The organism is Pseudomonas sp. PLB05, from assembly GCF_021106615.1.
Taxonomy (GTDB): domain Bacteria; phylum Pseudomonadota; class Gammaproteobacteria; order Pseudomonadales; family Pseudomonadaceae; genus Chryseomonas; species Chryseomonas benzopyrenica.
Genome location: NZ_JAJOHO010000003.1, coordinates 547,837 through 572,186, shown reverse-complemented (window position 1 = coordinate 572,186; position 24,350 = coordinate 547,837). Strand labels below are relative to the sequence as shown.

At 62.8% G+C, this 24,350-nt stretch carries 23 protein-coding genes; 19 read left to right on the top strand and 4 right to left on the bottom strand.

The features are described from left to right. Positions 1-33 precede the first annotated feature (33 nt). Positions 34-1,089, top strand: a complete 1,056-nt coding sequence (locus LRS53_RS15480; RefSeq protein WP_017638894.1) for an OmpA family protein — start codon at positions 34-36, stop codon at positions 1,087-1,089. A gap of 135 nt (positions 1,090-1,224) precedes the next feature. Here the strand turns inward: LRS53_RS15480 and gltA are convergent, their stop codons facing one another. Next, positions 1,225-2,505, bottom strand: coding sequence for a citrate synthase (gltA, locus tag LRS53_RS15475; RefSeq protein WP_231356489.1), 1,281 nt, complete (start codon positions 2,503-2,505; stop codon positions 1,225-1,227). Between the two features lie 347 nt (positions 2,506-2,852). On the opposite strand from gltA, the gene sdhC reads away from it, so the two are divergent. From sdhC to brnQ, 10 genes are all read left to right on the top strand, one after another. Continuing rightward, complete coding sequence (gene sdhC / locus LRS53_RS15470) at positions 2,853-3,239, top strand: succinate dehydrogenase, cytochrome b556 subunit (protein WP_026083585.1); 387 nt, start codon at positions 2,853-2,855, stop codon at positions 3,237-3,239. Continuing rightward, a complete protein-coding gene (gene sdhD / locus LRS53_RS15465) occupies positions 3,233-3,601 on the top strand; it encodes a succinate dehydrogenase, hydrophobic membrane anchor protein (RefSeq protein ID WP_017638892.1) in 369 nt (122 codons plus the stop codon). Before sdhC ends, sdhD begins: the two co-directional genes overlap by 7 nt. A 3-nt stretch (positions 3,602-3,604) precedes the next feature. Further along, positions 3,605-5,377, top strand: coding sequence for a succinate dehydrogenase flavoprotein subunit (gene sdhA, locus LRS53_RS15460; protein ID WP_026083584.1), 1,773 nt, complete (start codon positions 3,605-3,607; stop codon positions 5,375-5,377). An 11-nt stretch (positions 5,378-5,388) separates the two neighbouring features. Continuing rightward, on the top strand, positions 5,389-6,093 hold the full coding sequence (locus tag LRS53_RS15455; protein ID WP_017638890.1) for a succinate dehydrogenase iron-sulfur subunit: 705 nt from the start codon (positions 5,389-5,391) through the stop codon (positions 6,091-6,093). A 185-nt stretch (positions 6,094-6,278) separates the two neighbouring features. After that, a complete protein-coding gene (locus LRS53_RS15450) occupies positions 6,279-9,110 on the top strand; it encodes a 2-oxoglutarate dehydrogenase E1 component (protein ID WP_231356488.1) in 2,832 nt (943 codons plus the stop codon). Between the two features lie 42 nt (positions 9,111-9,152). Further along, positions 9,153-10,373, top strand: coding sequence for a 2-oxoglutarate dehydrogenase complex dihydrolipoyllysine-residue succinyltransferase (gene odhB / locus LRS53_RS15445; protein WP_064306647.1), 1,221 nt, complete (start codon positions 9,153-9,155; stop codon positions 10,371-10,373). Positions 10,374-10,453: 80 nt separating this feature from the next. Next, positions 10,454-11,890 (top strand): dihydrolipoyl dehydrogenase, encoded by a 1,437-nt coding sequence (gene lpdA, locus LRS53_RS15440; protein ID WP_017638888.1) that lies wholly within the window; start codon positions 10,454-10,456, stop codon positions 11,888-11,890. Positions 11,891-12,097: 207 nt separating this feature from the next. Further along, positions 12,098-13,264, top strand: coding sequence for an ADP-forming succinate--CoA ligase subunit beta (sucC, locus tag LRS53_RS15435; RefSeq protein WP_064306646.1), 1,167 nt, complete (start codon positions 12,098-12,100; stop codon positions 13,262-13,264). Then, positions 13,264-14,151 (top strand): succinate--CoA ligase subunit alpha, encoded by an 888-nt coding sequence (gene sucD / locus LRS53_RS15430; protein WP_017638886.1) that lies wholly within the window; start codon positions 13,264-13,266, stop codon positions 14,149-14,151. Before sucC ends, sucD begins: the two co-directional genes overlap by 1 nt. Positions 14,152-14,356: 205 nt before the next feature. After that, the gene (gene brnQ, locus LRS53_RS15425) at positions 14,357-15,700 is read left to right on the top strand and encodes a branched-chain amino acid transport system II carrier protein (protein WP_231356487.1); all 1,344 of its coding nucleotides are present in this window, start codon (positions 14,357-14,359) and stop codon (positions 15,698-15,700) included. Between the two features lie 55 nt (positions 15,701-15,755). Here the strand turns inward: brnQ and LRS53_RS15420 are convergent, their stop codons facing one another. Continuing rightward, entirely contained in the window at positions 15,756-16,037 is a 282-nt protein-coding gene (locus LRS53_RS15420) for a hypothetical protein (protein ID WP_007159246.1), read from the bottom strand. A 200-nt stretch (positions 16,038-16,237) separates the two neighbouring features. Between LRS53_RS15420 and htpG the strand changes: the two genes are divergently transcribed. Both htpG and LRS53_RS15410 read left to right on the top strand, forming a co-directional pair. Then, positions 16,238-18,142, top strand: a complete 1,905-nt coding sequence (htpG, locus tag LRS53_RS15415) for a molecular chaperone HtpG (RefSeq protein ID WP_231356486.1) — start codon at positions 16,238-16,240, stop codon at positions 18,140-18,142. Between the two features lie 55 nt (positions 18,143-18,197). After that, on the top strand, positions 18,198-18,935 hold the full coding sequence (locus LRS53_RS15410) for a dienelactone hydrolase family protein (protein WP_068385307.1): 738 nt from the start codon (positions 18,198-18,200) through the stop codon (positions 18,933-18,935). Positions 18,936-18,978: 43 nt separating this feature from the next. On the opposite strand, the gene LRS53_RS15405 is transcribed toward LRS53_RS15410, so the two are convergent. Together LRS53_RS15405 and LRS53_RS15400 are read right to left on the bottom strand one after the other, a co-directional pair. Further along, entirely contained in the window at positions 18,979-19,473 is a 495-nt protein-coding gene (locus LRS53_RS15405) for a SprT family zinc-dependent metalloprotease (RefSeq protein ID WP_231356485.1), read from the bottom strand. Positions 19,474-19,498: 25 nt separating this feature from the next. Continuing rightward, positions 19,499-20,119, bottom strand: a complete 621-nt coding sequence (locus LRS53_RS15400; RefSeq protein WP_231356484.1) for a DNA-J related domain-containing protein — start codon at positions 20,117-20,119, stop codon at positions 19,499-19,501. A gap of 97 nt (positions 20,120-20,216) precedes the next feature. Here LRS53_RS15400 and ttcA point away from each other — a divergent pair, with 97 nt between their 5' ends. The 6 genes from ttcA (at position 20,217) to LRS53_RS15370 (ending at position 24,216) form a co-directional block, all read left to right on the top strand. Beyond that, positions 20,217-21,041: a tRNA 2-thiocytidine(32) synthetase TtcA gene (gene ttcA, locus LRS53_RS15395; RefSeq protein ID WP_158895467.1), complete on the top strand. Its 825-nt coding sequence runs from the start codon at positions 20,217-20,219 to the stop codon at positions 21,039-21,041. Further along, positions 21,041-21,712 (top strand): DNA-3-methyladenine glycosylase I, encoded by a 672-nt coding sequence (locus LRS53_RS15390; RefSeq protein ID WP_017638880.1) that lies wholly within the window; start codon positions 21,041-21,043, stop codon positions 21,710-21,712. The genes ttcA and LRS53_RS15390 overlap by 1 nt, the downstream gene beginning before the upstream one ends. Then, positions 21,709-22,473, top strand: coding sequence for an NAD-dependent protein deacylase (locus LRS53_RS15385; RefSeq protein ID WP_231356483.1), 765 nt, complete (start codon positions 21,709-21,711; stop codon positions 22,471-22,473). Before LRS53_RS15390 ends, LRS53_RS15385 begins: the two co-directional genes overlap by 4 nt. A gap of 96 nt (positions 22,474-22,569) precedes the next feature. Then, the gene (locus LRS53_RS15380) at positions 22,570-23,208 is read left to right on the top strand and encodes a C40 family peptidase (protein ID WP_442968514.1); all 639 of its coding nucleotides are present in this window, start codon (positions 22,570-22,572) and stop codon (positions 23,206-23,208) included. A gap of 96 nt (positions 23,209-23,304) precedes the next feature. Further along, positions 23,305-23,841, top strand: coding sequence for a C40 family peptidase (locus LRS53_RS15375; RefSeq protein ID WP_068385323.1), 537 nt, complete (start codon positions 23,305-23,307; stop codon positions 23,839-23,841). A 54-nt stretch (positions 23,842-23,895) separates the two neighbouring features. Further along, complete coding sequence (locus tag LRS53_RS15370; RefSeq protein ID WP_007159236.1) at positions 23,896-24,216, top strand: hypothetical protein; 321 nt, start codon at positions 23,896-23,898, stop codon at positions 24,214-24,216. Positions 24,217-24,350: the final 134 nt, after the last annotated feature.

The window sequence follows — 24,350 nt, the reverse complement described above, 5'->3', positions numbered from 1 at the left end:
GGAATTAGTACCACTAAAATGGGGATACAAAGGATGAAACTGAAGAGCACCTTGGGCGTCGTGATCGGCTCCCTGCTGGCAAGCGCCTCGCTGAGCGCCCTGGCACAAGGTCAAGGCGCCGTCGAGACTGAGCTGTTCGGCAGCCGTCTGTTCACCGACAGCCAGCGCAACATGACCAACGCTGACCTGTACGGCGGTTCCGTTGGCTACTTCCTGACCGACGACGTTGAGCTGGCGTTGTCCTACGGTGAGTACCACAACGCTCGTGGCGACCGCGACCTGGGCCACAAGAACATCAAGGGCAGCCTGGCCGCTCTGGATGCCTACTACCACTTCGGTCAGCCCGGCGTCGGCCTGCGTCCGTACGTGTCCGGTGGTTTCGCTCACCAGTCCATCAGCAACCGCGACATCAACGAAGGTGGTCGTGATCACTCCACCTACGCCAACCTGGGTGCCGGCCTGAAGTACTACTTCACCGAGAACCTGTATGCCCGTACCGGCGTGCAAGCCAACTACAACATCGACTACGGCGACACCGAGTGGAGCGCTGCTGTTGGTGTTGGTCTGAACTTCGGTGGCTCCACCAAGAAAGAAGTCGCTCCGGCTCCGGCTCCGGCCCCCGTTGCTGACGTCTGCACCGATTCCGACAACGATGGCGTTTGCGACAACGTCGACAAGTGCCCGAACACCCCGGCCAACGTCACCGTTGACGCTACCGGCTGCCCGGCTGCCGCTGAAACCGTTCGCGTCGAGCTGGACGTGAAGTTCGATTTCGACAAGGCCGTGGTCAAGCCCAACAGCTACGCCGACATCAAGAACCTGGCTGACTTCATGCAGCAGTACCCGCAGACCTCGACCACCGTTGAAGGCCACACCGACTCCGTCGGCACCGACGCCTACAACCAGAAGCTGTCCGAGCGTCGTGCCAACGCCGTGCGTAACGTGCTGGTCAACCAGTACGGCGTGCAGGGTGGCCGTGTGAACGCTGTTGGTTACGGTGAGTCCCGCCCGGTTGCTGACAACGCTACCGAAGCCGGTCGCGCTGTTAACCGTCGCGTAGAAGCCGAAGTCGAAGCTCAGGCCAAGTAATCAGCCTGATCCAGACATGAAAAAGCCCGCCTAGTGCGGGCTTTTTCATGTCTGACGTTCTTGGCGTCAGACGTAGATCCAGGCACTGCAGGCATAAAAAACCCCGCCGAAGCGAGGTTCTTCTTTACGGATCGATCAGCCGCGATCGTCCGAGATATCACGTTGGGCAACGCCGGTGTACAGCTGGCGCGGCCGGCCGATCTTGTAGGGGCCGGACAGCATTTCCTGCCAATGCGAGATCCAGCCAACGGTCCGCGCCATGGCGAAGATCACGGTGAACATGCTGGTCGGAATACCGATCGCCTTGAGGATGATGCCAGAGTAGAAGTCCACGTTCGGATAGAGGTTGCGCTCGACGAAGTAGGGGTCCTTGCGGGCCAGTTCTTCCAGGCGCATGGCCAGCTCCAGCTGCGGATCGTTGATGCCGAGCTCGGCCAGGACTTCGTCGCAGGTCTGCTTCATCACCGTGGCGCGGGGATCGAAGTTCTTGTAGACCCGGTGGCCGAAGCCCATCAGCTTGAACGGATCGTTCTTGTCCTTGGCCTTGGCCACGAACTTGTCGATGTTGGCGACATCGCCGATCTCGTCCAGCATCTTCAGCACGGCTTCGTTGGCGCCACCATGCGCCGGACCCCAGAGGGCGGCAATGCCGGCAGCGATGCAGGCGAAGGGGTTGGCGCCCGAAGAGCCGGCCAGGCGAACGGTGGAGGTGGAGGCGTTCTGCTCATGGTCGGCATGCAGGATGAAGATGCGATCCATGGCACGGGCCAGCACTGGGCTGATGGGTTTTTCCTCGCACGGCGTGTTGAACATCATGTGCAGGAAGTTTTCCGCATAGCCCAGGTTGTTGCGGGGATACATCATCGGCTGACCCATGGAGTACTTGTGCACCATGGCGGCCAGGGTCGGCATCTTGGCGATCAGGCGCATCGCCGAAATCTCGCGGTGCTGCGGATCGGTGATGTCCAGGGAGTCGTGATAGAAGGCCGACAAGGCGCCGACTACGCCGCACATGATGGCCATGGGATGCGCATCGCGACGGAAGCCGTTGAAGAAGTTCTTCAGTTGCTCGTGAACCATGGTGTGGTTCTTGATGGTGTCAACGAACTGCGCTTTTTCTTGCGTGTTCGGCAACTCACCCTTGAGCAGCAGGTAACAGGTCTCGAGGTAGTCGGATTTCTCCGCCAATTGCTCGATCGGGTAGCCACGATGCAGCAGGATGCCCTTGTCACCGTCGATGTAAGTGATCTTGGACTCACACGAGGCAGTGGACATGAAGCCCGGGTCGAAGGTGAACACACCAGTGGAGGTGAGGTTGCGAACATCGATCACGTCCGGGCCGAGGGTGCCGGACATAACGGGCAGGTCAACCGGATCCGCTCCCGAGATGATCAACTGCGCTTTCTTGTCAGCCATTAGGCCTCCTTATTTTGCTTTGAAATCATCAATAAACCCTCCACTCAGGGCCTCGCCCACTATAGAGGGATAAATTTGAAAGTCAATTTACGAAAATATCACCCTAGAGGCGCTTTCTGGGCAGATTGTGCGGCGAAAAGACATTAACACGCAGGCTTCTGAATATCAGCTGGCGACGTCGGGATCGGGTATCCGCGTTTGTCATGAGTAGGCTAACTGTCTATAATTCTCGCCCGACCGTGCCGGGTCGGCGAGCTGATGCCGAGCGGTCGAGACGCTTTCAACAGGAAGCGTGTAGCAGATGTGGAATCTCCTATAACTAGCCCGACCGTAATTGGGCCCTCAGTGTGAAAGAAGCCGTGAATAGCAAACGACCTGTAAACCTAGATCTCAGGACCATCAAACTACCTATCACAGCTTATACCTCGATTCTTCACCGTATCTCCGGCGTCATCCTCTTCCTCGGCATCGCAGTCATGCTCTATGGCCTGCATCTGTCGTTGGGTAGCCCGGAAGGCTTCGGCCAAGTGAAAGCTTTTCTGGCCTATCCGCTGGTCAAGCTCGTGATCTGGGGTCTGCTGTCCGCATTGCTCTACCACCTGGTCGCCGGCATTCGGCACCTGATCATGGATGGTGGCGCCGGCGAAACCCTGCAGGGCGGCAAGCTGGGTGCGCAGCTCGTGCTGGTCATTTCCGCAGTTCTGATCATTCTGGCAGGGGTTTGGGTATGGTAACCAACGTCACCAATCTTTCGCGTTCCGGTCTCTACGACTGGATGGCTCAACGGGTCTCGGCAGTCGTCCTCGCGGTCTACTTCCTCTTTCTCATCGGCTTCCTGATCCTTCATCCAGGGCTCACCTTCGAGCAATGGCACGGCCTGTTCTCCCACACCCTGATGCGCATCTTCAGCCTGTTGGCGCTGGTGTCCATCTGCGTTCATGCCTGGGTTGGTATGTGGACCATCTCCACCGACTACCTGACCACCATGGCAATCGGCAAGGGTGCTACCGCCGTGCGTTTTCTCTTCCAGGCGGTATGCGGGTTCGCGATGTTCGCGTTCTTCGTCTGGGGCGTGCAGATCTTCTGGGGTGTTTGATCTATGTCCACAATTCGTCATATTTCGTTTGATGCCATCATCGTAGGTGGCGGCGGCGCCGGTATGCGCGCCGCCCTGCAACTGGCCCAGTCCGGCCACAAGACCGCGGTGATCACCAAGGTTTTCCCGACCCGCTCCCATACCGTGTCCGCTCAGGGCGGCATCACCTGCGCCATCGCTTCGGCCGACCCGAACGACGACTGGCGCTGGCACATGTACGACACCGTCAAGGGGTCGGACTACATCGGTGACCAGGACGCCATCGAGTACATGTGTTCCGTGGGCCCGGAAGCGGTCTTCGAACTCGAGCACATGGGTCTGCCGTTTTCCCGTACCGAGCAGGGCCGCATCTATCAGCGTCCCTTCGGCGGTCAGTCCAAGGACTACGGCAAGGGTGGCCAGGCCGCACGTACCTGCGCCGCAGCCGACCGTACCGGTCACGCTCTGCTGCACACCCTCTATCAGGGCAACCTGAAGAACAACACGGTCTTCCTCAACGAGTGGTACGCCGTGGATCTGGTCAAGAACCAAGATGGTGTCGTGGTCGGCGTCATCGCCATCGCCATCGAAACCGGCGAGACCGTCTACGTCAAGGCCAAGGCCACCGTGCTGGCCACCGGCGGTGCGGGTCGTATCTATGCCTCCACCACCAACGCCCTGATCAACACCGGTGACGGCGTCGGCATGGCGCTGCGCGCCGGCGTGCCGGTGCAGGACATCGAGATGTGGCAGTTCCACCCCACTGGCATCGCCGGCGCCGGGGTACTGGTCACCGAGGGTTGCCGCGGTGAGGGTGGCTACCTGATCAACAAGCATGGCGAGCGCTTCATGGAGCGCTATGCGCCCAACGCCAAGGACCTGGCCGGTCGCGACGTGGTCGCCCGTTCCATGGTCAAGGAAGTGCTGGCCGGCAACGGTTGCGGTCCGGATGGCGATCATGTGCTGCTGAAGCTGGATCACCTGGGTGAAGACGTGCTGCACAGCCGTCTGCCCGGTATCTGCGAGCTGTCCAAGACCTTCGCCCATGTCGATCCGGTCGTCGCACCGGTGCCCGTGATCCCCACCTGCCACTATATGATGGGCGGCATCGCCACCAACATTCATGGCCAGGCCATCACCCAGGACGCCAACGGCAACGACAAGATCATCGAAGGCCTGTTCGCCGTAGGCGAAGTGGCCTGCGTGTCCGTGCACGGGGCCAACCGTCTGGGTGGCAACTCGCTGCTGGACCTGGTGGTCTTCGGGCGTGCTGCTGGTCTGCACCTGGAGAAGGCGCTCAAGGAAGGTATCGAGCACCGCGGTGCCTCGGAAAGCGATCTGGAAGCCTCGCTGCAGCGCCTGTCCGGCGTCAACGAGCGCACCACCGGTGACGACGTCGCCACCCTGCGCAAGCAACTGCAGACCTGCATGCAGAACTACTTCGGGGTGTTCCGCACCGGCGAGTACATGCAGAAGGGCATCGCCGAGCTGGCCGACCTGCGCGAGCGCATCGCCAAGGTCAAGATCAACGACAAGAGTCAGGGCTTCAACACCGCCCGTATCGAAGCGCTCGAGTTGCAGAACCTGCTCGAAGTGGCCGAAGCGACCGCCATCGCCGCCGAGAACCGCAAGGAGTCCCGTGGTGCTCACGCCCGTGAAGACTTCGAAGAGCGCGACGACGAGAACTGGCTGTGCCACACCCTCTATTTCCCCGGTGAAAAGCGGGTCAGTAAGCGTGACGTCAACTTCGCGCCCAAGACCGTACCGATGTTCGAACCCAAGGTTCGGACTTACTAAAGGTGACCACCATGTTGAAAGTCAGCGTTTATCGTTACAACCCGGATCAGGACGGCCTGCCGTCCATGCAGGAGTTCCAGGTCGATACCGGTGGGAAGGACCTCATGGTGCTGGACGTCCTGGCTCTGATCAAAGAGCAGGATGAAGGCTTCTCCTACCGTCGTTCCTGCCGCGAAGGCGTGTGCGGCTCCGACGGTATGAACATCAACGGCAAGAACGGCCTGGCATGCATCACGCCGTTGTCGGCGGTGGTCAAGAACGGCAAGCTGGTCGTGCGTCCGCTGCCTGGCCTGCCGGTCATTCGTGACCTGGTCGTCGACATGAGCATCTTCTACAAGCAGTACGAGAAGGTGAAGCCGTTCCTGCAGAACGAGACCCCGGCACCGGCCATCGAGCGCCTGCAGAGCCCGGAAGACCGCGAGAAGATCGATGGTCTGTACGAGTGCATTCTGTGCGCCTGTTGCTCGACGTCCTGCCCGTCCTTCTGGTGGAACCCCGACAAGTTCCTCGGTCCCGCTGCGCTGCTGCAGGCCTATCGTTTCCTGGCCGACAGTCGCGACACCAAGACCCAGGAGCGTCTGGCCGCCATGGACGATCCGTTCAGCGTGTTCCGCTGCCGTTCGATCATGAACTGCGTGGCGGTCTGTCCCAAGGGGCTGAACCCGACCAAGGCCATTGGCCATGTGCGGGCGATGCTGCTGCAGAGCGGTACCTGATCCACGTCCCGCCCGGCCAGTTGTGCCGGGCGGGTTCGTTAGCGACCTTGATAGCTTGATTCAACCAATGTCCATTCAGGGATACCCGGAACCGCATCCGGGCATTGGCGCAGTCGTAGTGAGGCCAGGTCTCGCGTCGAGGCTGGTCATCGGCTGATGCTATCTCTGCCGAAGGGGTGAACTAGATGCACGAAAGTCAGATGCAGCAACTGTGGGACAGCGCTCACCTGTCCGGCAGTAATGCTGCCTATGTGGAAGAGCTCTATGAGCTGTTTCTGCACGATGCCAACGCTGTGCCGGAAGAATGGCGCACCTACTTCCAGAAGCTTCCCGCGGTCACTGGCAATTCGCCGGACGTCGCGCATTCCGCGATCCGCGACCATTTCGTGCTGCTGGGCAAGAATCAGCGGCGAGCTCAGCCGGTCTCGGCCGGTACCGTCAGTTCCGAACACGAGAAGAAGCAGGTCGAAGTCCTGCGTCTGATCCAGGCGTACCGTCTGCAGGGTCATCAGGCTGCCCAACTCGACCCCTTGGGTCTGTGGCAGCGTCAGCCGCCTGCCGATCTGCTGCTCAACCACTATGGGTTGACCGACGCCGATCTGGATACCACCTTCCGTACCGGTGAATTGTTCATCGGCAAAGAGGAAGCAACTCTCCGCGAAATCAGGGATGCGCTGCAAGAGACATATTGCCGCACGGTCGGTGCGGAGTTCATGCACATCGTCGATTCCGAGGAGCGCCGCTGGTTCCTGCAGCGCCTGGAAAGCGTCCGTGGCCGCCCGCAGTATTCGCCGGAAGTCCGTACCCATCTGCTGGAGCGCCTGACCGCCGCCGAGGGTCTGGAGAAGTACCTGGGCACCAAATACCCGGGCACCAAGAGATTCGGCCTGGAAGGCGGCGAGAGCCTGATTCCGCTGATCGACGAGATCATCCAGCGTTCCGGCTCCTATGGCGTCAAGGAACTGGTGATCGGCATGGCCCACCGTGGCCGCCTGAACGTGCTGGTCAATACCCTGGGCAAGAACCCGCGCGACCTGTTCGACGAGTTCGAAGGCAAGAAGCTGGTCGAGCTGGGCTCTGGTGACGTCAAGTATCACCAGGGCTTCTCCTCCAACGTCATGACCCAGGGCGGCGAAGTCCACCTGGCGCTGGCGTTCAATCCCTCGCACCTGGAGATCGTCTCTCCGGTGGTGGAAGGTTCGGTACGCGCGCGCCAGGATCGCCGCGGCGATCGCTCCGGTGACAAGGTCGTGCCCGTGGCCATCCACGGCGACGCCGCCTTCGCCGGCCAGGGCGTGGTCATGGAAACCTTCCAGATGTCGCAGACCCGGGCCTACAAGACCGGCGGCACCCTGCACCTGGTGATCAACAACCAGGTGGGCTTCACCACCAGCCGCCAGGAAGACGCGCGCTCCACCGAGTACGCCACCGACGTCGCCAAGATGATCCAGGCGCCGATCTTCCATGTGAACGGCGACGATCCCGAGGCGGTGCTGTTCGTCACCCAGCTGGCGGTCGACTACCGCATGCAGTTCAAGCGGGACATCGTCATCGACCTGGTGTGCTACCGCCGTCGCGGCCACAACGAGGCCGACGAGCCGAGCGGCACCCAGCCGTTGATGTATCAGCAGATCGCCAAGCAGCGCACCACCCGCGATCTCTATGCGGATGCCCTGACCCAGGCCGGCGTCGTCACTGCCGAGCAGGTCCAGGCACAGTTCGAAGCCTATCGCGGTGCCCTCGACGAGGGCCGTCACGTCGTGGCCAGCCTGGTCAAGGAGCCCAATCGCGACCTGTTCGTCGACTGGAAACCCTACCTCGGCCATGCCTGGACCGCCCGGCACGACACCGGCTTCGACCTCAAGACCCTGCAGGACCTGGCCAACAAGCTGCTGCAGGTTCCGGAAGGCGTCGTGGTCCAGCGTCAGGTCGGCAAGATCATCGAGGATCGCCAGAAGATGACCGCCGGCGGTCTGCCTTTGAACTGGGGCTTTGCCGAGACCATGGCCTACGCCACCCTGTTGCACGAAGGCCATCCGATCCGCATCACCGGTCAGGATGTCGGCCGTGGCACCTTCTCGCACCGTCACGCGGTGCTGCACAACCAGAAGGACGCCGTACCCTACGTGCCCCTACAGCACCTGGCCGAGAATCAGCCGTCGTTCGAGATCTACGACTCCTTCCTGTCCGAGGAAGCGGTACTGGGCTTCGAATACGGCTACGCCACCACCACGCCCAATGCGCTGGTGGTCTGGGAAGCCCAGTTCGGTGACTTCGCCAACGGTGCCCAGGTCGTCATCGACCAGTTCATCACCAGCGGCGAGATCAAGTGGGGTCGTCTCTGCGGCCTGACCATGCTGCTGCCCCATGGCTACGAAGGCCAGGGCCCGGAGCACTCCTCGGCACGCCTGGAGCGTTATCTGCAACTGTGCGCCGAGCAGAACATCCAGGTCTGCGTACCCACCACGCCGGCGCAGATCTACCATCTGCTGCGTCGCCAGGTGATCCGCCCGCTGCGCAAGCCGCTGGTAGTACTTACGCCCAAGTCGCTGCTGCGCCACAAGCTGGCCATCTCGACCCTGGAAGACCTGGCCCATGGCTCCTTCCAGACCGTGATCAACGAACTGGATCAGATCGATGCCCAGCAGGTGAAGCGCCTAGTGCTGTGCAGCGGCAAGGTCTACTACGACCTGCTGGAAAAGCGCCGCAGCGAGAATCGCCAGGACATCGCCATCGTGCGTCTGGAGCAGCTCTACCCGTTCCCGGAAGACGATCTGGCCGACGTACTGGCCGGCTATCCGAACCTCGAGCGCGTGGTCTGGTGCCAGGAAGAGCCGATGAACCAGGGCGCCTGGTACTGCAGCCAGCATCACATGCGCCGCGCCGTGTCCGGTTACAAGCAGGGCCTGGGTCTGGAATACGCCGGTCGCGATGCGTCCGCCGCGCCGGCCTGCGGCTATGCCTCCATGCACGCCGAGCAGCAGGAAAAACTGCTGCACGATGCTTTCTCCGTTTGATTCGCCACGCGACTACTAGAGATCACTAAGGAAATTCATAGAATGGCTATCGAGATCAAAGCCCCTACCTTCCCGGAATCGGTCGCTGACGGCACCGTCGCCACCTGGCACAAGAAGCCCGGCGAAGCGGTCAAGCGTGACGAACTGCTGGTCGACATCGAAACCGACAAGGTCGTGCTGGAAGTCGTGGCACCGGCCGATGGCGTCCTGGCCGAAATCCTGAAGAACGAAGGCGATACCGTGCTGAGCGAAGAAGTCATCGCTCGCGTGGAGGAGGGCGCCACTGCCGCCGCCGCTCCGGCTGCCCAGCCGGCTGCCGCCAGCGCTCCGGCCGCCGCACCGGCCGCCGGTGGTGAAGAGGATCCGATCCTGGCGCCCGCCGCGCGCAAGATCGCCGAAGAGAACGGCATCGACCCGGCTACCCTGGTCGGCACCGGCAAGGGTGGTCGCATCACCAAGGAAGACGCCGTCGCCGCCGTCGAGGCCAAGAAGTCCGGCGCTGCCGCTCCGGCTGCCAAGCCCGCTGCAGCCGCCGCTCCGGTGGTGACCGCCGCTGGCGACCGCACCGAGAAGCGCGTGCCCATGACCCGCCTGCGCGCCAAGGTCGCCGAGCGCCTGGTTGAAGCCCAGTCCAGCATGGCCATGCTGACGACCTTCAACGAGGTCAACATGAAGCCGATCATGGACCTGCGCTCCAAGTACAAAGACATGTTCGAGAAGAAGCACAACGGCGTGCGCCTGGGCTTCATGTCCTTCTTCGTCAAGGCCGCCACCGAGGCGCTCAAGCGTCAGCCGGGCGTCAATGCCTCCATCGACGGCAACGACATCGTCTACCACGGCTACCAGGACATCGGCGTGGCCGTGTCCAGCGACCGTGGCCTGGTGGTGCCGGTGCTGCGCAACGCCGAGTTCATGAGCCTGGCGGAAGTGGAAGGCACCATCGCCGACTTCGGCAAGAAGGCCAAGGCCGGCAAGCTGACCATGGAAGACATGCAGGGTGGTACCTTCACCATCTCCAACGGTGGTGTCTTCGGTTCGCTGCTGTCCACTCCCATCGTCAACCCGCCGCAGACCGCGATCCTGGGCATGCACAAGATCCAGGAACGCCCGATGGCGGTGAACGGCCAGGTGGTGATCCTGCCGATGATGTATCTTGCGCTGTCCTACGACCATCGCCTGATCGATGGCAAGGAAGCCGTGACCTTCCTGGTCACCATGAAGGACCTGCTGGAAGACCCGGCTCGTCTGCTGCTGGACATCTGATCCGGCTCTCGCGGTGCGGGGCAGGCGCCACGCACCGCTTCAAGTTTTCCTGCCTGAAGCTGCTCCAAGGGGATTAGTGTATGAGCGACAAATTCGACGTAGTGGTGATCGGCGCCGGCCCTGGTGGCTACGTGGCCGCCATCCGCGCCGCGCAGCTTGGCCTGAAGACGGCCTGTGTCGAGCGCTACAAGGGCAAGGAAGGCAAGGTCGCCCTGGGCGGCACCTGCCTGAACGTGGGCTGCATTCCCTCCAAGGCGCTGCTGGACAGCTCCTACAAGTACCACGAGGCCCACGAGGGCTTTAAGGTTCACGGCATCGACGCGCCGAACGTCACCATCGACGTACCCACCATGATCGGCCGCAAGGACCAGATCGTGAAGAACCTCACCGGCGGTGTGGCCACCCTGTTCAAGGCCAACGGCGTGACCCTGCTGGAAGGCAACGGCAAGCTGCTGTCGGGCAAGAAGGTCGAAGTCACTGGTCTGGACGGCAACGTCCAGGTCGTCGAGGCCGAAAACGTCATCCTGGCGTCCGGCTCGCGTCCCATCGACATCCCGCCGGCTCCGGTGGACCAGAAGGTCATCGTCGATTCCACCGGCGCCCTGGAATTCCAGAGCGTGCCCAAGCGTCTGGGCGTGATCGGTGCCGGCGTCATCGGCCTGGAGCTGGGTTCGGTCTGGGCCCGCCTGGGTGCCGAAGTCACCGTGCTGGAAGCCCTGGACAAGTTCCTGGTCGCCGCCGATGAGCAGGTGTCCAAGGAAGCCTACAAGATCCTCTCCAAGCAGGGTCTGAACATCCGCATGGGTGCTCGTGTGACCGGCTCGCAGGTCAATGGCGAAGAAGTCACCGTCAACTACACCGAAGCCGGTGAAGAAAAGCAGATCACCTTCGATCGCCTGATCGTCGCCGTGGGCCGTCGTCCGGTCACCACCGACCTGCTGGCGTCCGACAGCGGCGTGGAAAGCGACGAGCGTGGCTACATCTACGTCGACGACCACTGCGCCACCAGCGTGCCGGGCGTGTTCGCCATCGGCGACTGCGTGCGCGGTCTGATGCTGGCCCACAAGGCCTCGGAAGAGGGCGTGATGGTCGCCGAGCGCATCGCTGGTCACAAGGCCCAGATGAACTATGATCTGGTCCCCTCGGTGATCTACACCCACCCGGAAATCGCGTGGGTTGGCAAGACCGAGCAGGCCCTGAAGGCCGAAGGCGTCGAAGTCAATGTCGGCACCTTCCCCTTCGCGGTCAGCGGTCGTGCCCTGGCGGCCAATGACACCGCCGGTTTCGTCAAGGTCGTGGCCGATGCCAAGACCGATCGCGTCCTGGGCGTTCATGTGGTCGGCCCGAGCGCGGCGGAGTTGGTACAGCAAGGCGCCATCGCCATGGAATTCGGCACCAGCGCCGAAGACCTGGGCATGATGGTGTTCTCGCACCCGACGCTGTCCGAGGCGCTGCACGAAGCGGCCCTGGCGGTGAACGGTCATGCGATCCACGCAGTGAATCGCAAGAAGCGGTAAGAGATTTACGGAACCACGGGGTCGCCGACCGCCGTGGAGCCTCAGGGCTCCACCGCAGGAAGGCGCCTCGGACTCTTGTGAGTGGGGTGTGAGACACCACACTAGGGCAGGGGTCACAGGTGGCGCGGTGCCCGCGACCGTCCGGAGGACGGCTCGGAGAACGCACAGCGTCGAATGCGCAATACCCAACGAAGACGGTAGACAAGCATGAATCTCCACGAGTATCAGGGTAAGCAGCTGTTCGCTGAATACGGCCTGCCCGTTTCCAAAGGCTACGCTGTCGACACCCCCCAGGAGGCCTACGAGGCTTGCGGCCGTATCGGCGGCGACGAGTGGGTCGTCAAGGCCCAGGTACACGCCGGTGGCCGTGGTAAGGCCGGTGGTGTGAAGCTGGTCAAGAGCAAGGAAGAAGCCAAGGAATTCGCCGCCAAGTGGCTGGGCCAGCGTCTGGTGACCTACCAGACCGACGCCAATGGTCAGCCGGTCACCAAGATCCTGGTTGAATCCTGCACCGACATCGATCAGGAGCTCTATCTGGGCGCCGTGGTCGATCGTTCCAGCCGCCGTATCGTGTTCATGGCGTCCACCGAAGGTGGCGTGGACATCGAGAAGGTCGCTCACGACACTCCGGAAAAGATTCTCAAGGCCACCATCGATCCGCTGGTGGGCGCTCAGCCCTACCAGGGTCGCGACCTGGCGTTCCAGCTGGGCCTGAAAGGTGACCAGATCAAGCAGTTCACCCAGATCTTCGTCGGTCTGGCCAAGCTGTTCCAGGACTACGACCTGGCGCTGCTGGAAGTGAACCCGCTGGTGATCAAGAAGGATGGCAACCTGCACTGCCTGGATGCCAAGATCAACATCGACAGCAACGCCATCTACCGTCAGCCCAAGCTGCGTGCCTTCCACGACCCGTCGCAGGACGACGCCCGTGAAGCCCATGCGCAGAAGTGGGAACTGAACTACGTGGCCCTGGAAGGCAGCATCGGCTGCATGGTCAACGGTGCCGGTCTGGCCATGGGTACCATGGACATCGTCAACCTGCACGGCGGCAAGCCGGCCAACTTCCTGGACGTGGGCGGCGGCGCGACCAAAGAGCGCGTGACCGAAGCCTTCAAGATCATCCTGTCCGACAGCAACGTGAAGGCCGTTCTGGTCAACATCTTCGGCGGCATCGTGCGCTGCGACATGATCGCCGAAGGCATCATCGGTGCCGTTAAAGAAGTTGGCGTGAAGGTGCCGGTCGTGGTTCGCCTGGAAGGCAACAACGCCGAACTCGGTGCCAAGGTCCTGGCCGAAAGCGGCCTGAACATCATCGCGGCAACCAGCCTGACCGACGCTGCCCAGCAGGTCGTCAAGGCCGCGGAGGGTAAGTAATGAGCGTCCTGATCAACAAAGACACCAAGGTCATCTGCCAGGGCTTCACCGGTAGCCAGGGTACCTTCCACTCCGAACAGGCCATCGCCTACGGCACCCAGATGGTTGGCGGCGTGACCCCCGGCAAGGGCGGTTCCACCCACCTCGGTCTGCCGGTGTTCAACACCGTGCGCGAGGCGGTGGAAGCCACTGGCGCCGATGCTTCGGTGATCTACGTGCCGGCTCCCTTCTGCAAGGACTCCATCCTAGAAGCGGCCTTCGGCGGCATCAAGCTGATCGTCTGCATCACCGAGGGTATCCCCACCCTCGACATGCTGGATGCCAAGGTGAAGTGCGACGAACTGGGCGTGCGCCTGATCGGCCCGAATTGCCCCGGCGTCATCACCCCCGGCGAGTGCAAGATCGGCATCATGCCCGGTCACATCCACCTGCCGGGCAAGGTCGGTATCGTGTCGCGTTCCGGCACCCTGACCTATGAAGCCGTGAAGCAGACCACCGACGCCGGCTTTGGCCAGTCCACCTGCGTGGGCATCGGCGGCGACCCCATCCCGGGTTCGAACTTCATCGATATCCTGAAGCTGTTCCAAGAAGATCCGCAGACCGAAGCCATCGTGATGATCGGCGAGATCGGCGGCAGCGCTGAAGAAGAAGCCGCGGCCTACATCAAGGCCAACGTGACCAAGCCGGTGGTGTCCTACATCGCCGGCGTCACCGCTCCGCCCGGCAAGCGCATGGGCCACGCTGGCGCCATCATCTCCGGTGGCAAAGGCACTGCGGACGAGAAGTTCGCCGCCCTGCAGGACGCCGGTGTGAAGACCGTGCGGTCCCTGGCCGACATCGGCAAGGCCCTGGCCGAGCTGACCGGTTGGGAAGTCAAGCAGGCCTGAGTCTGACTGACTGTAGAAAAGGCCGCCTCCGGGCGGCCTTTTTCATGGGCGCGCTCATGACGCCTCATCAGCTGCCGGCTGCCTTTTCGCCGGTAATTCGTTAGGATGGCAACCTTCCGCTCCAACGGCCACGCCGTGGCCCCGCCAAGACCTGCTCCCATGAGGGCGGGCTGCCTCGTTTTCCTCATTGCTGGTACTGCCTTCCATGAAAGCTTTGCAAAGCCGGGATGTCCTGGCCCTTGGATTCATGACGTTCGCGTTGTTCGTCGGCGCGGGCAACATCATCTTTCCCCCGATCGTCGGTCTGCAGGCGGGCGAGCACGTCTGGAGCGCCGCCTTGGGCTTCCTGCTGACCGCCGTCGGCCTGCCGGTGCTGACGCTGATCGCCCTGGCGCGGGTCGGCGGTGGCATGGATGCCCTGAGCAAGCCGCTCGGCCAAACGGCCGCCCGCACCCTGGCCATCGTCTGCTACCTGTCGGTGGGGCCGCTGTTCGCCACGCCGCGCACCGCCACGGTGTCCTTCGAGGTCGGCGTCGCGCCGCTGCTGGGCAACGGACCCATACCGCTGTTCCTCTACAGCCTGGCCTACTTCCTGGTGGTGCTGGTGGTCTCGCTCTATCCGGGGCGCCTGCTCGACACCGTGGGACGCTTTCTCGGTCCGCTGAAGATCCTGGCGCTGGCAGTGCTGGGTGGTGCGGCGCTGTTCTGGCCAGCCGGCGGTCCTGCCACGGCAGCGCCGGACTATGCTTCGCGGGCGCTGTCCCAGGGCTTCGTCAACGGCTACCTGACCATGGATACCCTGGGCGCCCTGGTGTTCGGTATCGTCATCGTCAACGCCATTCGCGCCCGGGGCGTGACGGCGCCGCAATTGCTGACGCGCTATACCATCATCGCCGGCCTGATCGCCGGGGCAGGGCTGGTGCTGGTCTACCTGAGCCTGTTCCAGCTCGGCGCTGGCAGCGGGTCGCTGGTGCCCCACGCCAGCAATGGCGCCGAGGTCCTGCATGCCTATGTGCAGCACACCTTCGGCAGTGTCGGCAGCGACTTTCTCGCGGTGCTGATTACCCTGGCCTGTCTGGTCACGGCGGTGGGCCTGACCTGCGCTTGCGCGGAATTCTTCAGTGAATTCCTGCCCTTCAGCTATCGCAGTCTGGTGGTTCTGCTGGCGGCCTTCTCGCTGCTGGTGTCCAACCTGGGGCTGACCCAGCTGATCCAGATTTCGGTGCCCATCCTGACCGCCATCTATCCGCCCTGCATCGCGCTGGTGGTGCTGAGCTTCTTCACCGCCCGCTGGGCGGCGCCCGGACGCATTCTCGGCCCGGTGCTGCTGGTCGCCCTGGCCTTCGGCATCCTCGACGGCCTGCAGGCTGCGCACCTGAGCGTGCCCTATCTGAGCGGGGCCGTGCAGTGGTTGCCGCTGGCCGACTCGGGTCTGGGCTGGCTGTTGCCGGCCGTGGTGGTGGGCCTGGTCGCGCTGGTGCTGGAAAGCCTGCGGCCTGGCGAACGCGTCCAAGAGGACGAGGCCGAACCGGATCCCTCGCGCTCCTGAATCAGCCGCCCACAAAAAAGCCCGCATAAGCGGGCTTTTTTCGTATCCAGACAGCTTACGGCTTGGGCTGGGTAGCCGGCGCGTTGCCGTTGGCGGTACCGGTAGCCGGGCTGACCGAGGTGGCTTCGCCTTTGGATTGCTCCTTGGCGGCCTCGTTGGCAGCTTCGTTACGCTGCTCGGCAGCCTTGTTGCTCTGCTCGGCGGCTTTGTTCAGGTTTTCCTGAGCTTTCTGTTCGGTCTTGGCAGCATCCTGAGCCTTGTTTTCGGAAGGCTTGTCACAGGCGGCGAGGCCGAAGGCGGCAGTGAAGAGCAGGGCGATGGCGAAGGGCTTTTTCATGTGTTTTCTCCTTATGAACTACACGACAGCCGTTCGAGCGCACCGTTAAAAGTTAAGTTCCGCGTCTAGCTCCAGCATCGCGCAAATTCCTACCTGCATCGCGAACCGAGCGCGCCAAGGTTGAAATGTCTCCGGGCGCCCCCATCTCGGCGACATCGCCAGGCATCTGGTGCGTTCCTATCGATAGCGGAGTTCGTAGCATGAGTGTGGAGACTCAAAAGGAAACCCTAGGCTTCCAGACCGAAGTGAAGCAGCTGCTTCACCTGATGATTCACTCGCTGTATTCCAACAAGGAAATCTTCCTGCGCGAATTGATTTCCAACGCCTCCGACGCGGCCGACAAGCTCAGATTCGAGGCCTTGTCCAAGCCCGAACTGCTCGAAGGCGGGGATACGCTGAAGATTCGCCTGAGCTTCGACAAGGAGGCCGGCACGGTCACCCTCGAAGACAACGGCATCGGCATGAGCCGCGAAGAGGTGATCGCCCACCTCGGCACCATCGCCAAGTCCGGCACCGCCGACTTCCTGAAGAACCTCAGCGGCGACCAGAAGAAGGATTCCAACCTCATCGGTCAATTCGGCGTGGGCTTCTATTCGGCCTTCATCGTCGCCGACCAGGTCGATGTCTATACCCGCCGTGCCGGCCAGCCTGCCGCCGAGGGCGTGCACTGGTCGTCCAAGGGGGAAGGGGAGTTCGAGGTCGCGAACTTCGACAAGCCCGAGCGCGGTACCCGCATCGTGCTGCACCTCAAGCCCGAGGAAACCGAATTCGCCGATGGTTGGCGCCTGCGCAACGTGGTCAAGAAATACTCCGATCACATCGGCCTGCCCATCGAGCTGCCCAAGGAGCAGCAGGGTGGCGAGGACGAGCAGCCGACCGCCGCCGAGTGGGAAACCGTCAACCGCGCCAGCGCGCTCTGGACCCGTCCGCGTACCGAGCTCAAGGACGAGGACTACCAGGAGTTCTACAAGCACGTCGGCCACGACTTCGAGAATCCCCTGACCTGGAGTCACAACAAGGTCGAGGGCAAGCTCGAATACACCTCGCTGCTGTACGTGCCGGCCCGTGCGCCCTTCGATCTGTATCAGCGCGAAGCGCCCAAGGGCCTCAAGCTCTATGTGCAGCGCGTCTTCATCATGGACCAGGCCGACCAGTTCCTGCCGCTGTACCTGAGATTCATCAAGGGTGTGGTGGATTCCAACGACCTATCGTTGAACGTCTCCCGCGAGATCCTGCAGAAGGATCCGGTGATCGACTCCATGAAGTCGGCGCTGACCAAGCGCGTGCTGGACATGCTGGAGAAGCTGGCCAAGAGCGAACCGGAAAAGTACCAGTCGTTCTGGGGCCACTTCGGTCAGGTGCTCAAGGAAGGTCCGGCGGAAGACTTCGCCAACCGCGAGAAGATCGCCGGTCTGCTGCGCTTCGCCTCGACCCACAACGGCGATGACGCTCAGAATGTGTCCCTGGCCGACTACATCGGCCGCATGAAGGAAGGTCAGGACAAGATCTACTACCTGACTGGCGAGAGCCACGCCCAGATCAAGAACAGCCCGCACCTGGAAGTCTTCCGTAAGAAGGGTGTCGAGGTGCTGCTGCTGACCGATCGCATCGACGAGTGGCTGATGAGCTACCTCACCGAATTCGACGGCAAGCACTTCGTCGACGTCGCTCGTGGCGATCTCGACCTCGGCAAGCTGGACAGCGAAGAAGACAAGCAGGCCCAGGAAGAGGTCGCCAAGACCAAGGAAGGCCTGGTCGAGCGCCTCAAGCAGGCCCTGGACGCCCAGGTCAGCGAAGTCCGCGTTTCCCATCGTCTGACCGATTCGCCGGCGATCCTGGCCATCGGTGAGCAGGACCTGGGTCTGCAGATGCGCCGGATCCTGGAAGCCAGCGGCCAGAAGGCGCCGGATTCCAAGCCGATCTTCGAGATCAATCCGCAGCACCCGCTGATCGAGAAACTCGATGGCGAGCCCGATGAGGACCGCTTCGCCGACCTATCGCACATCCTGTTCGATCAGGCTGCACTGGCCGCGGGCGATAGCCTCAAGGATCCCGCCGCCTATGTCCGGCGGTTAAACAAACTGCTGGTGGAATTGTCCGCTTAAAGATAGAGAAGCCCGCCTCGGCGGGCTTCTTTCTATCCACCCTTTGGAGGACCCCATGGTCGATGTCACTGTAAAACCCGTTGCCTACGAAATCGATGGTGAACCGTTCGAGAGCCAGCTGGTGTACGCCACCAGCGGTAATCCGACCCGTCCGGGCGTATTGTTCGCGCCCAACTGGATGGGGGTGTCCCATGGCGCCGTCGAGCAGGCCAAGGCGCTGGCCGAGGCCGACGGCCTGGCTTACCTGGTAGTGGATTTCTACGGTCGCAATGTGCGTCCGCAGAACGCCGACGAGGCCCTGGCGGCCATGACGCCGATCCGCGGCGATCGCGCCCTGCTGCGCCAGCGCATGCAGGCAGCCTATGCGGCCCTGGTCGCCCAGGCCGAGACGGCGGCGGTGGACGTCCACCAGATCGCCGCTATCGGCTTCTGTTTTGGCGGCTGCGCGGCTCTGGAACTGGCGCGCGACGGGGCCCCGCTGAGCGCCGTGGTGACCTTCCACGCCAATCTGGATACGCCCAACCCGGCCGATGCGGCGCGTATCACCGGTCCGGTGCTGGTGCTGCACGGTGCCGCCGATCCAATGGTGCCGGACGAGCAGCTCGCTGGCTTCCGCCAGGAAATGGATGCCGCCCAGGTGGATTGGCAGTTGCTGAGCTATGGCGGCGCGGTGCATTCCTTCACCGATCCCGAAGCCAACAATCCGGGCAAGCAGCAGTACCACCCGGTTGTGGCCAAGCGCGCCTTCCTGGCGATGCACAACCTGTTCGACGAAGTCTTCGCCCAGGGCTGAGTGCTTTCCCTGCCTGCCGGTACCCGGAACGGGTCCGGCAGGCTCAGCCGCTGATCACTTCGTCGGTGAAGGCCAGCGGTCCATGGCAGCGTCGGCACAGATAGCGCCGTCCCTTGCGTACCAGGGCGTGCCGCTGGGCGGTGAACTCGAAGCGACCATCCGGACAGCTGCAGCGATACAGATAGAGCGTTCGGGCGCGCTGTGGCAGCTCATAGGTATGGCAGCGATCCGGCGGCAAGCCATAGACGCCCCGCATGATCAGCTGCCACTCCTCGCCATGGGGCCTGATATGGCCACCGAACAACTGATGCGCCACCAGATGCGCCACCTCGTGAGCGACGGTCTGTTCGAGAAAGTGGACGGTATTTTCCTGATAGAGCTGCCTGTTGAATCTCAGCCGATTCTCGGTGAGATGGGCAACGCCTGCGCGCTGGCCACGCAAGGCCAGGCTGACGTCGGGACGAGGAAAGCGGCATTTGAAGAAGGCCTCGGCCTGGCGATAGCAGTCTTCGACCCGGTCTTTGAGTGGTTCAGGCATGGGCAACCTCTGGGGAACCAGGCAATTATGCCGAAGCTCGTGCCTGCGCCCTAGCGTCCACGGTCGGCTGGTGACCGTAGTGCCGCCGCAGCGTATCCATGGCCGCGTTGATGGCTTGTAGCCGGCCTGTGCTGCCGCCGTGATCGGGATGATGACGGCTGGCGAGCTGGCGATAGCGGCGGCGGATCTGGCCGTAGTCGGCCGAGCGATCCAGGCCTAGCAGACGCAGGGCTTCCAGCAGTTCCGACTCGCCATTGACCAGTGCCCAGAAGTGATTGAGCAGATCGGCCACGTCTTCCGGGGTGGTGGTTTCGAGCTGAGTGAGATCCAGGTAGTAGGCGCGCAACGGATCGGCTACCACCAGCCCGGCACGGGCGCGCAGGTATGGCCGCAGTTCGATGCGCAGGGCGCTGATGATGAGTTCGGCGCGCTGTTCGGCGCGCAGTTGGTCACGCAGGCGGTAGAGCGCGTTGAAGACGCGAAAGTGCAGGCGAAAGAGTTCGTAGTTATCGGTCACCGGGCGCGGGGGCACCAGGGGCGACCCCGCCCGACGCAAGGCCTGCAGCAACTCGTATTCCGACAGGCCGGCCTGGGCCCGGAGCAGCTCCTGATGGAGCGCTGTAATGAGCGCCTGGGTCTCGCTCATGGCTGCCGGTCGCTGCGGACTGACGTTCGGGGTAGGGCGGCGGACGCTTTGCGCGTAAAATGCCGGCCTTTCGTTTTTTCCTTTCGCGGATTCATCCATGGGCACCCTTTCGGTCAACCAGAACAAGCTGCAGAAACGCCTGCGCCGTCTTACCGGCGAAGCCATCGCCGACTACAACATGATCGAGGACGGCGACAAGGTCATGGTCTGCCTGTCCGGTGGCAAGGACAGCTACACCCTGCTCGATATGCTGCTCTATCTGCAGAAGGTCGCGCCGATTCGCTTCGAGATCGTGGCGGTCAACCTCGACCAGAAGCAGCCGGGCTTTCCTGAGCACGTTTTACCCCAGTATCTGCAGGAACTGGGAGTCGAGTACCACGTTCTGGAACGTGATACCTATTCCGTGGTGAAGGAAAAGATCCCCGAGGGCAAGACTACCTGCTCGCTGTGCTCGCGCCTGCGGCGGGGCATCCTCTATACCTTCGCCGACGAGATCGGTGCGACCAAGATGGCGCTCGGCCATCATCGCGACGACATGGTAGAAACCTTCTTCCTCAATTTGTTCCACGGCGGCACGCTCAAGGCCATGCCCCCCAAGCTGCGGGCCGATGACGGCCGCAACGTGGTGATCCGCCCGCTGGCCTATTGCAACGAAAAGGACATCGAGGCCTACGCGGTCTTGCGCGAATTCCCCATCATTCCCTGCAACCTCTGCGGCTCCCAGGAAAACCTGCAGCGCAAGGTGGTCAAGGAGATGCTGCTGGAGTGGGAGCGCAAGACGCCGGGGCGTACCGAGATCATGTTCCGCGCCCTGCAGAACGTGGTGCCGTCGCAATTGGCGGATCGCGAGCTGTTCGACTTCGCCAGTCTCAAGATCGATGACAGCGCGACGCCGCGCTTCGTCCAGGTGATGAATCTCTGATGCGGGATTACGCCTGGCTGCTCGAATACGCCCTCAACCGCTGCGGCTCTCGCGCGGCCCTGGAGGCGCGGCTGCCGCAACCGGTGGACGCCGCGACCCTGAGGTCCGTGGGCGATGACCGCTATCTGTCGCTGTTGACCCGTCGCATCTTTCGCGCCGGACTCAAGCATAGCCTGGTGGATGCCAAGTGGCCGGCCTTCGAGGAGGTCTTCTTCGGCTTCGATCCAGAGAAGGTGGTGCTCATGGGTGGCGAGCGCCTGGAGCGGCTGATGCAGGATGCGCGGCTGATCCGCCACCTGGGCAAGCTGCGCAGCGTGCCCATCAACGCCCAGATGGTGCTCGACTTCCAGCGCAGCCACGGCAGCTTCGGCCAGTTGCTGGCCGATTGGCCGGGGCAGGACATTGTCGGCCTGTGGGAGCTGCTGACCAAGCGTGGCAATCAGTTGGGTGGCCTATCGGCGCAGCGCTTCCTGCGCATGGCCGGCAAGGACACCTTCCTGGCGACCGACGACGTGGTGACGGCCCTCAAGGCGCAGAACATCCTCGACAAGGCGCCCACCGCCAAGCGCGATCGGCAGAAGATGCAGGAGGCCTTCAACCTATGGCAGGAACAGAGCGGGCGTCCGCTCTGCCAGCTGTCGGTGATGCTGGCTCTGACGGTGAATCATTGACCGACGCCCTGGCATGCGCCCGGGGTCTGCTCGCGCGGGCCGGGCGGGTACTGTTCATCACCGGGGCTGGGCTTTCCGCCGACTCCGGACTGCCGACCTATCGTGGCCTCGGTGGGCTGTACAACGGCCTCACCGAAGAGGGCGTTCCCATCGAGGCGGCGCTGTCGGGCAGCATGTTGCGGCAGCGTCCCGATGTCTGCTGGCGCTACCTGGCTCAACTCGGAAAGGCCTGCGCCGCGGCGGTGCCGAATGCGGCGCACCGGGCGATCGCCGCTTTCGGCGTGCGTCACCCTGGCAGCTGGGTGCTGACCCAGAACATCGACGGCTTTCATCGACAGTGGGGATTTCCAGCGGAGCGTTTGATCGAGATCCATGGGCAACTCGAACCGCTGGCCTGCATGAGGTGTGGCCAGGCGGTATCGGATGCCCAGGCCTGTCTGGCAGGTCCGTTGCCACCGCGCTGTCACTCTTGCGGCGGGATCCTGCGGCCACCCGTGGTCCTGTTCGAGGAAGCCCTGCCGATCACCGAACTGCAGCGTCTGCAGAATGCAGCGGAGGAGGGCTTCGATCTGGTGATCGCCGTCGGTACCACGGCGGCCTTCGGCTATATCCAGGCGCCGATCGGGCAGACCCTGGCGCAGGGTGGTGACCTCATCGAGATCAATCCGGACCGTTCGTCGCTGAGTGGTCTGGCGACCGTTCAACTCAAAAAAAGGGCCGTAGACGTCCTTCCTCGGCTTTTAAGTCACATCGAGGGCTAAAAAAACTTGCCATCTGTGATCCAGGTCGGCAAGGTGTCGAAACTTTGAAAAAACGACACGGTCGTGCCCATGCCAAGGAACCGCCTCGCACCCCTCGTGCCCCTGTCTTTTGTCTGTCTGCTCGCCGCCTGTGCGAGTGCGCCGCAAAGTCCCGACACCACCATTACCCAGGATTCGCCCGTTACCTCCCGGACGTTCCAGACCGCTTCGCTGCATGGCCTGGGTGGCGCTGGCAACGGCTCCGCGCCTGTGGAGGCCGAGGGTGCTCAGCAACGTCCGGTCTTCCCTCATATCCAGTCGCCGCATCAGCTCGACTGGGAGCGCGAGGTCGGCCCGCGCCAGGCGCTGCCGAATCTGGCGGACCAGATCCTCGACCGTGCGACCCAGCTAGTGGGCACGCCTTATCGCCGTGGCGGCAGTAGCCTGGCCGGTTTCGATTGCAGCGGTTTCGTCAATTACGTGTTCCGCGAGCGGGCCGGCATGACCCTGCCGCGCTCCACCCGCGAGATCATCGATCTCGAAGTACCGGTAGTCAGCAAGAACGACCTGGAACCTGGCGACCTGTTGCTGTTCAATAGCAACGGCCGTGGCCGGGTCAGTCACACCGGTATCTACATGGGCGAGGGCAAGTTCATCCATTCCTCCAGTCGCCGGAGCGGCGGGGTGCGGGTGGACAGCCTGAACGACCAGTACTGGAAGGTGAGTTTCCTGGAAGGCAAGCGCGTATTGCGCTGAGGCGTATCGCCGCGATCTTCGCCGGTGCGCTTCGAGGACCCGTCGAGGCTGCGTGGCAGGCCGACGGTGATCGATGGATAACTAAGGATGTCGTCAATGCCGCATGCGGCTCGCCTCGGATTGTATTGCGCCTTTGTACTGTTGGCCGCCTGTGCCGGCAGGCCGCCCCAGGCCCCCGCACCGGCTGCCCCGGTCGTCTCTCGTCCCCTGCTGGAAAGCCAGGCCCAGGCCGCCAATGACGTGCTCTTTCGCGCCATCGGGTTGGTCGGTACCCCCTATCGCTATGGCGGCAACACCCCGGCCGGTGGGTTCGACTGCAGCGGTCTGATTGGCTACGTCTATCGCGATGCGGCTGGCGTGACCCTGCCGCGCTCGACCCGCGAGATGATCACCCTGGGCTCGCCCAATGTGGCGCGCAATGCCCTGCAGCCCGGTGATCTGATCTTCTTCGCCACTGCCGGTGGCCGTCAGGTCAGCCATGCCGGCATCTATGTAGGGGAGGGGCGCTTCGTCCATGCGCCGCGCACCGGTGGCACGGTACGCCTGGACAGCCTGGCCAAGCCCTACTGGCAGAACAGCTACCTGCAGGCCAAGCGGGTGCTGGTCACGCCGAGTCTCGCCGGCGGCTATTGAACCCCGTTCCGCCCGGGCCGCTCGAATGGGCATCCAGCCCGTGCGGAGCCCATCATGCCCCAGGCGATACGTCTGCCGCCCCAGCCGGCTCGTTGCGAGCTGTGCGGTCGGGCGGCGCCGCTCACCCGCCATCATCTGATCCCTCGCTCGCTGCACGACAAGGCCTACGTGCGCAAGAGATTCGACCGCGTCAGCCGGATCACCGCCACCCTCTGGGTCTGCCGCCCCTGCCACAACCATATCCACCAGACCTTCGACGAAAAGACCCTGGCCCTGGAATACAACAGCCGCGAGTTGCTGCTCAGCGACGCGCGCATCCGCCAATTCGTCGACTGGCTGGCGGCCAAGCCCGATGGCTTCGTGCCCAAGCGATAAGTAATACCACCCCTATAGGTACTCGGATTAGGCGCGTCTATCCTTTCTGTCCTGAGTACAGGTAACCAGGACCGGACGGCGTCAACCTTCCGATAGCGCCGTATCAGAACGCAGCCGGACCGACACGGGAATGT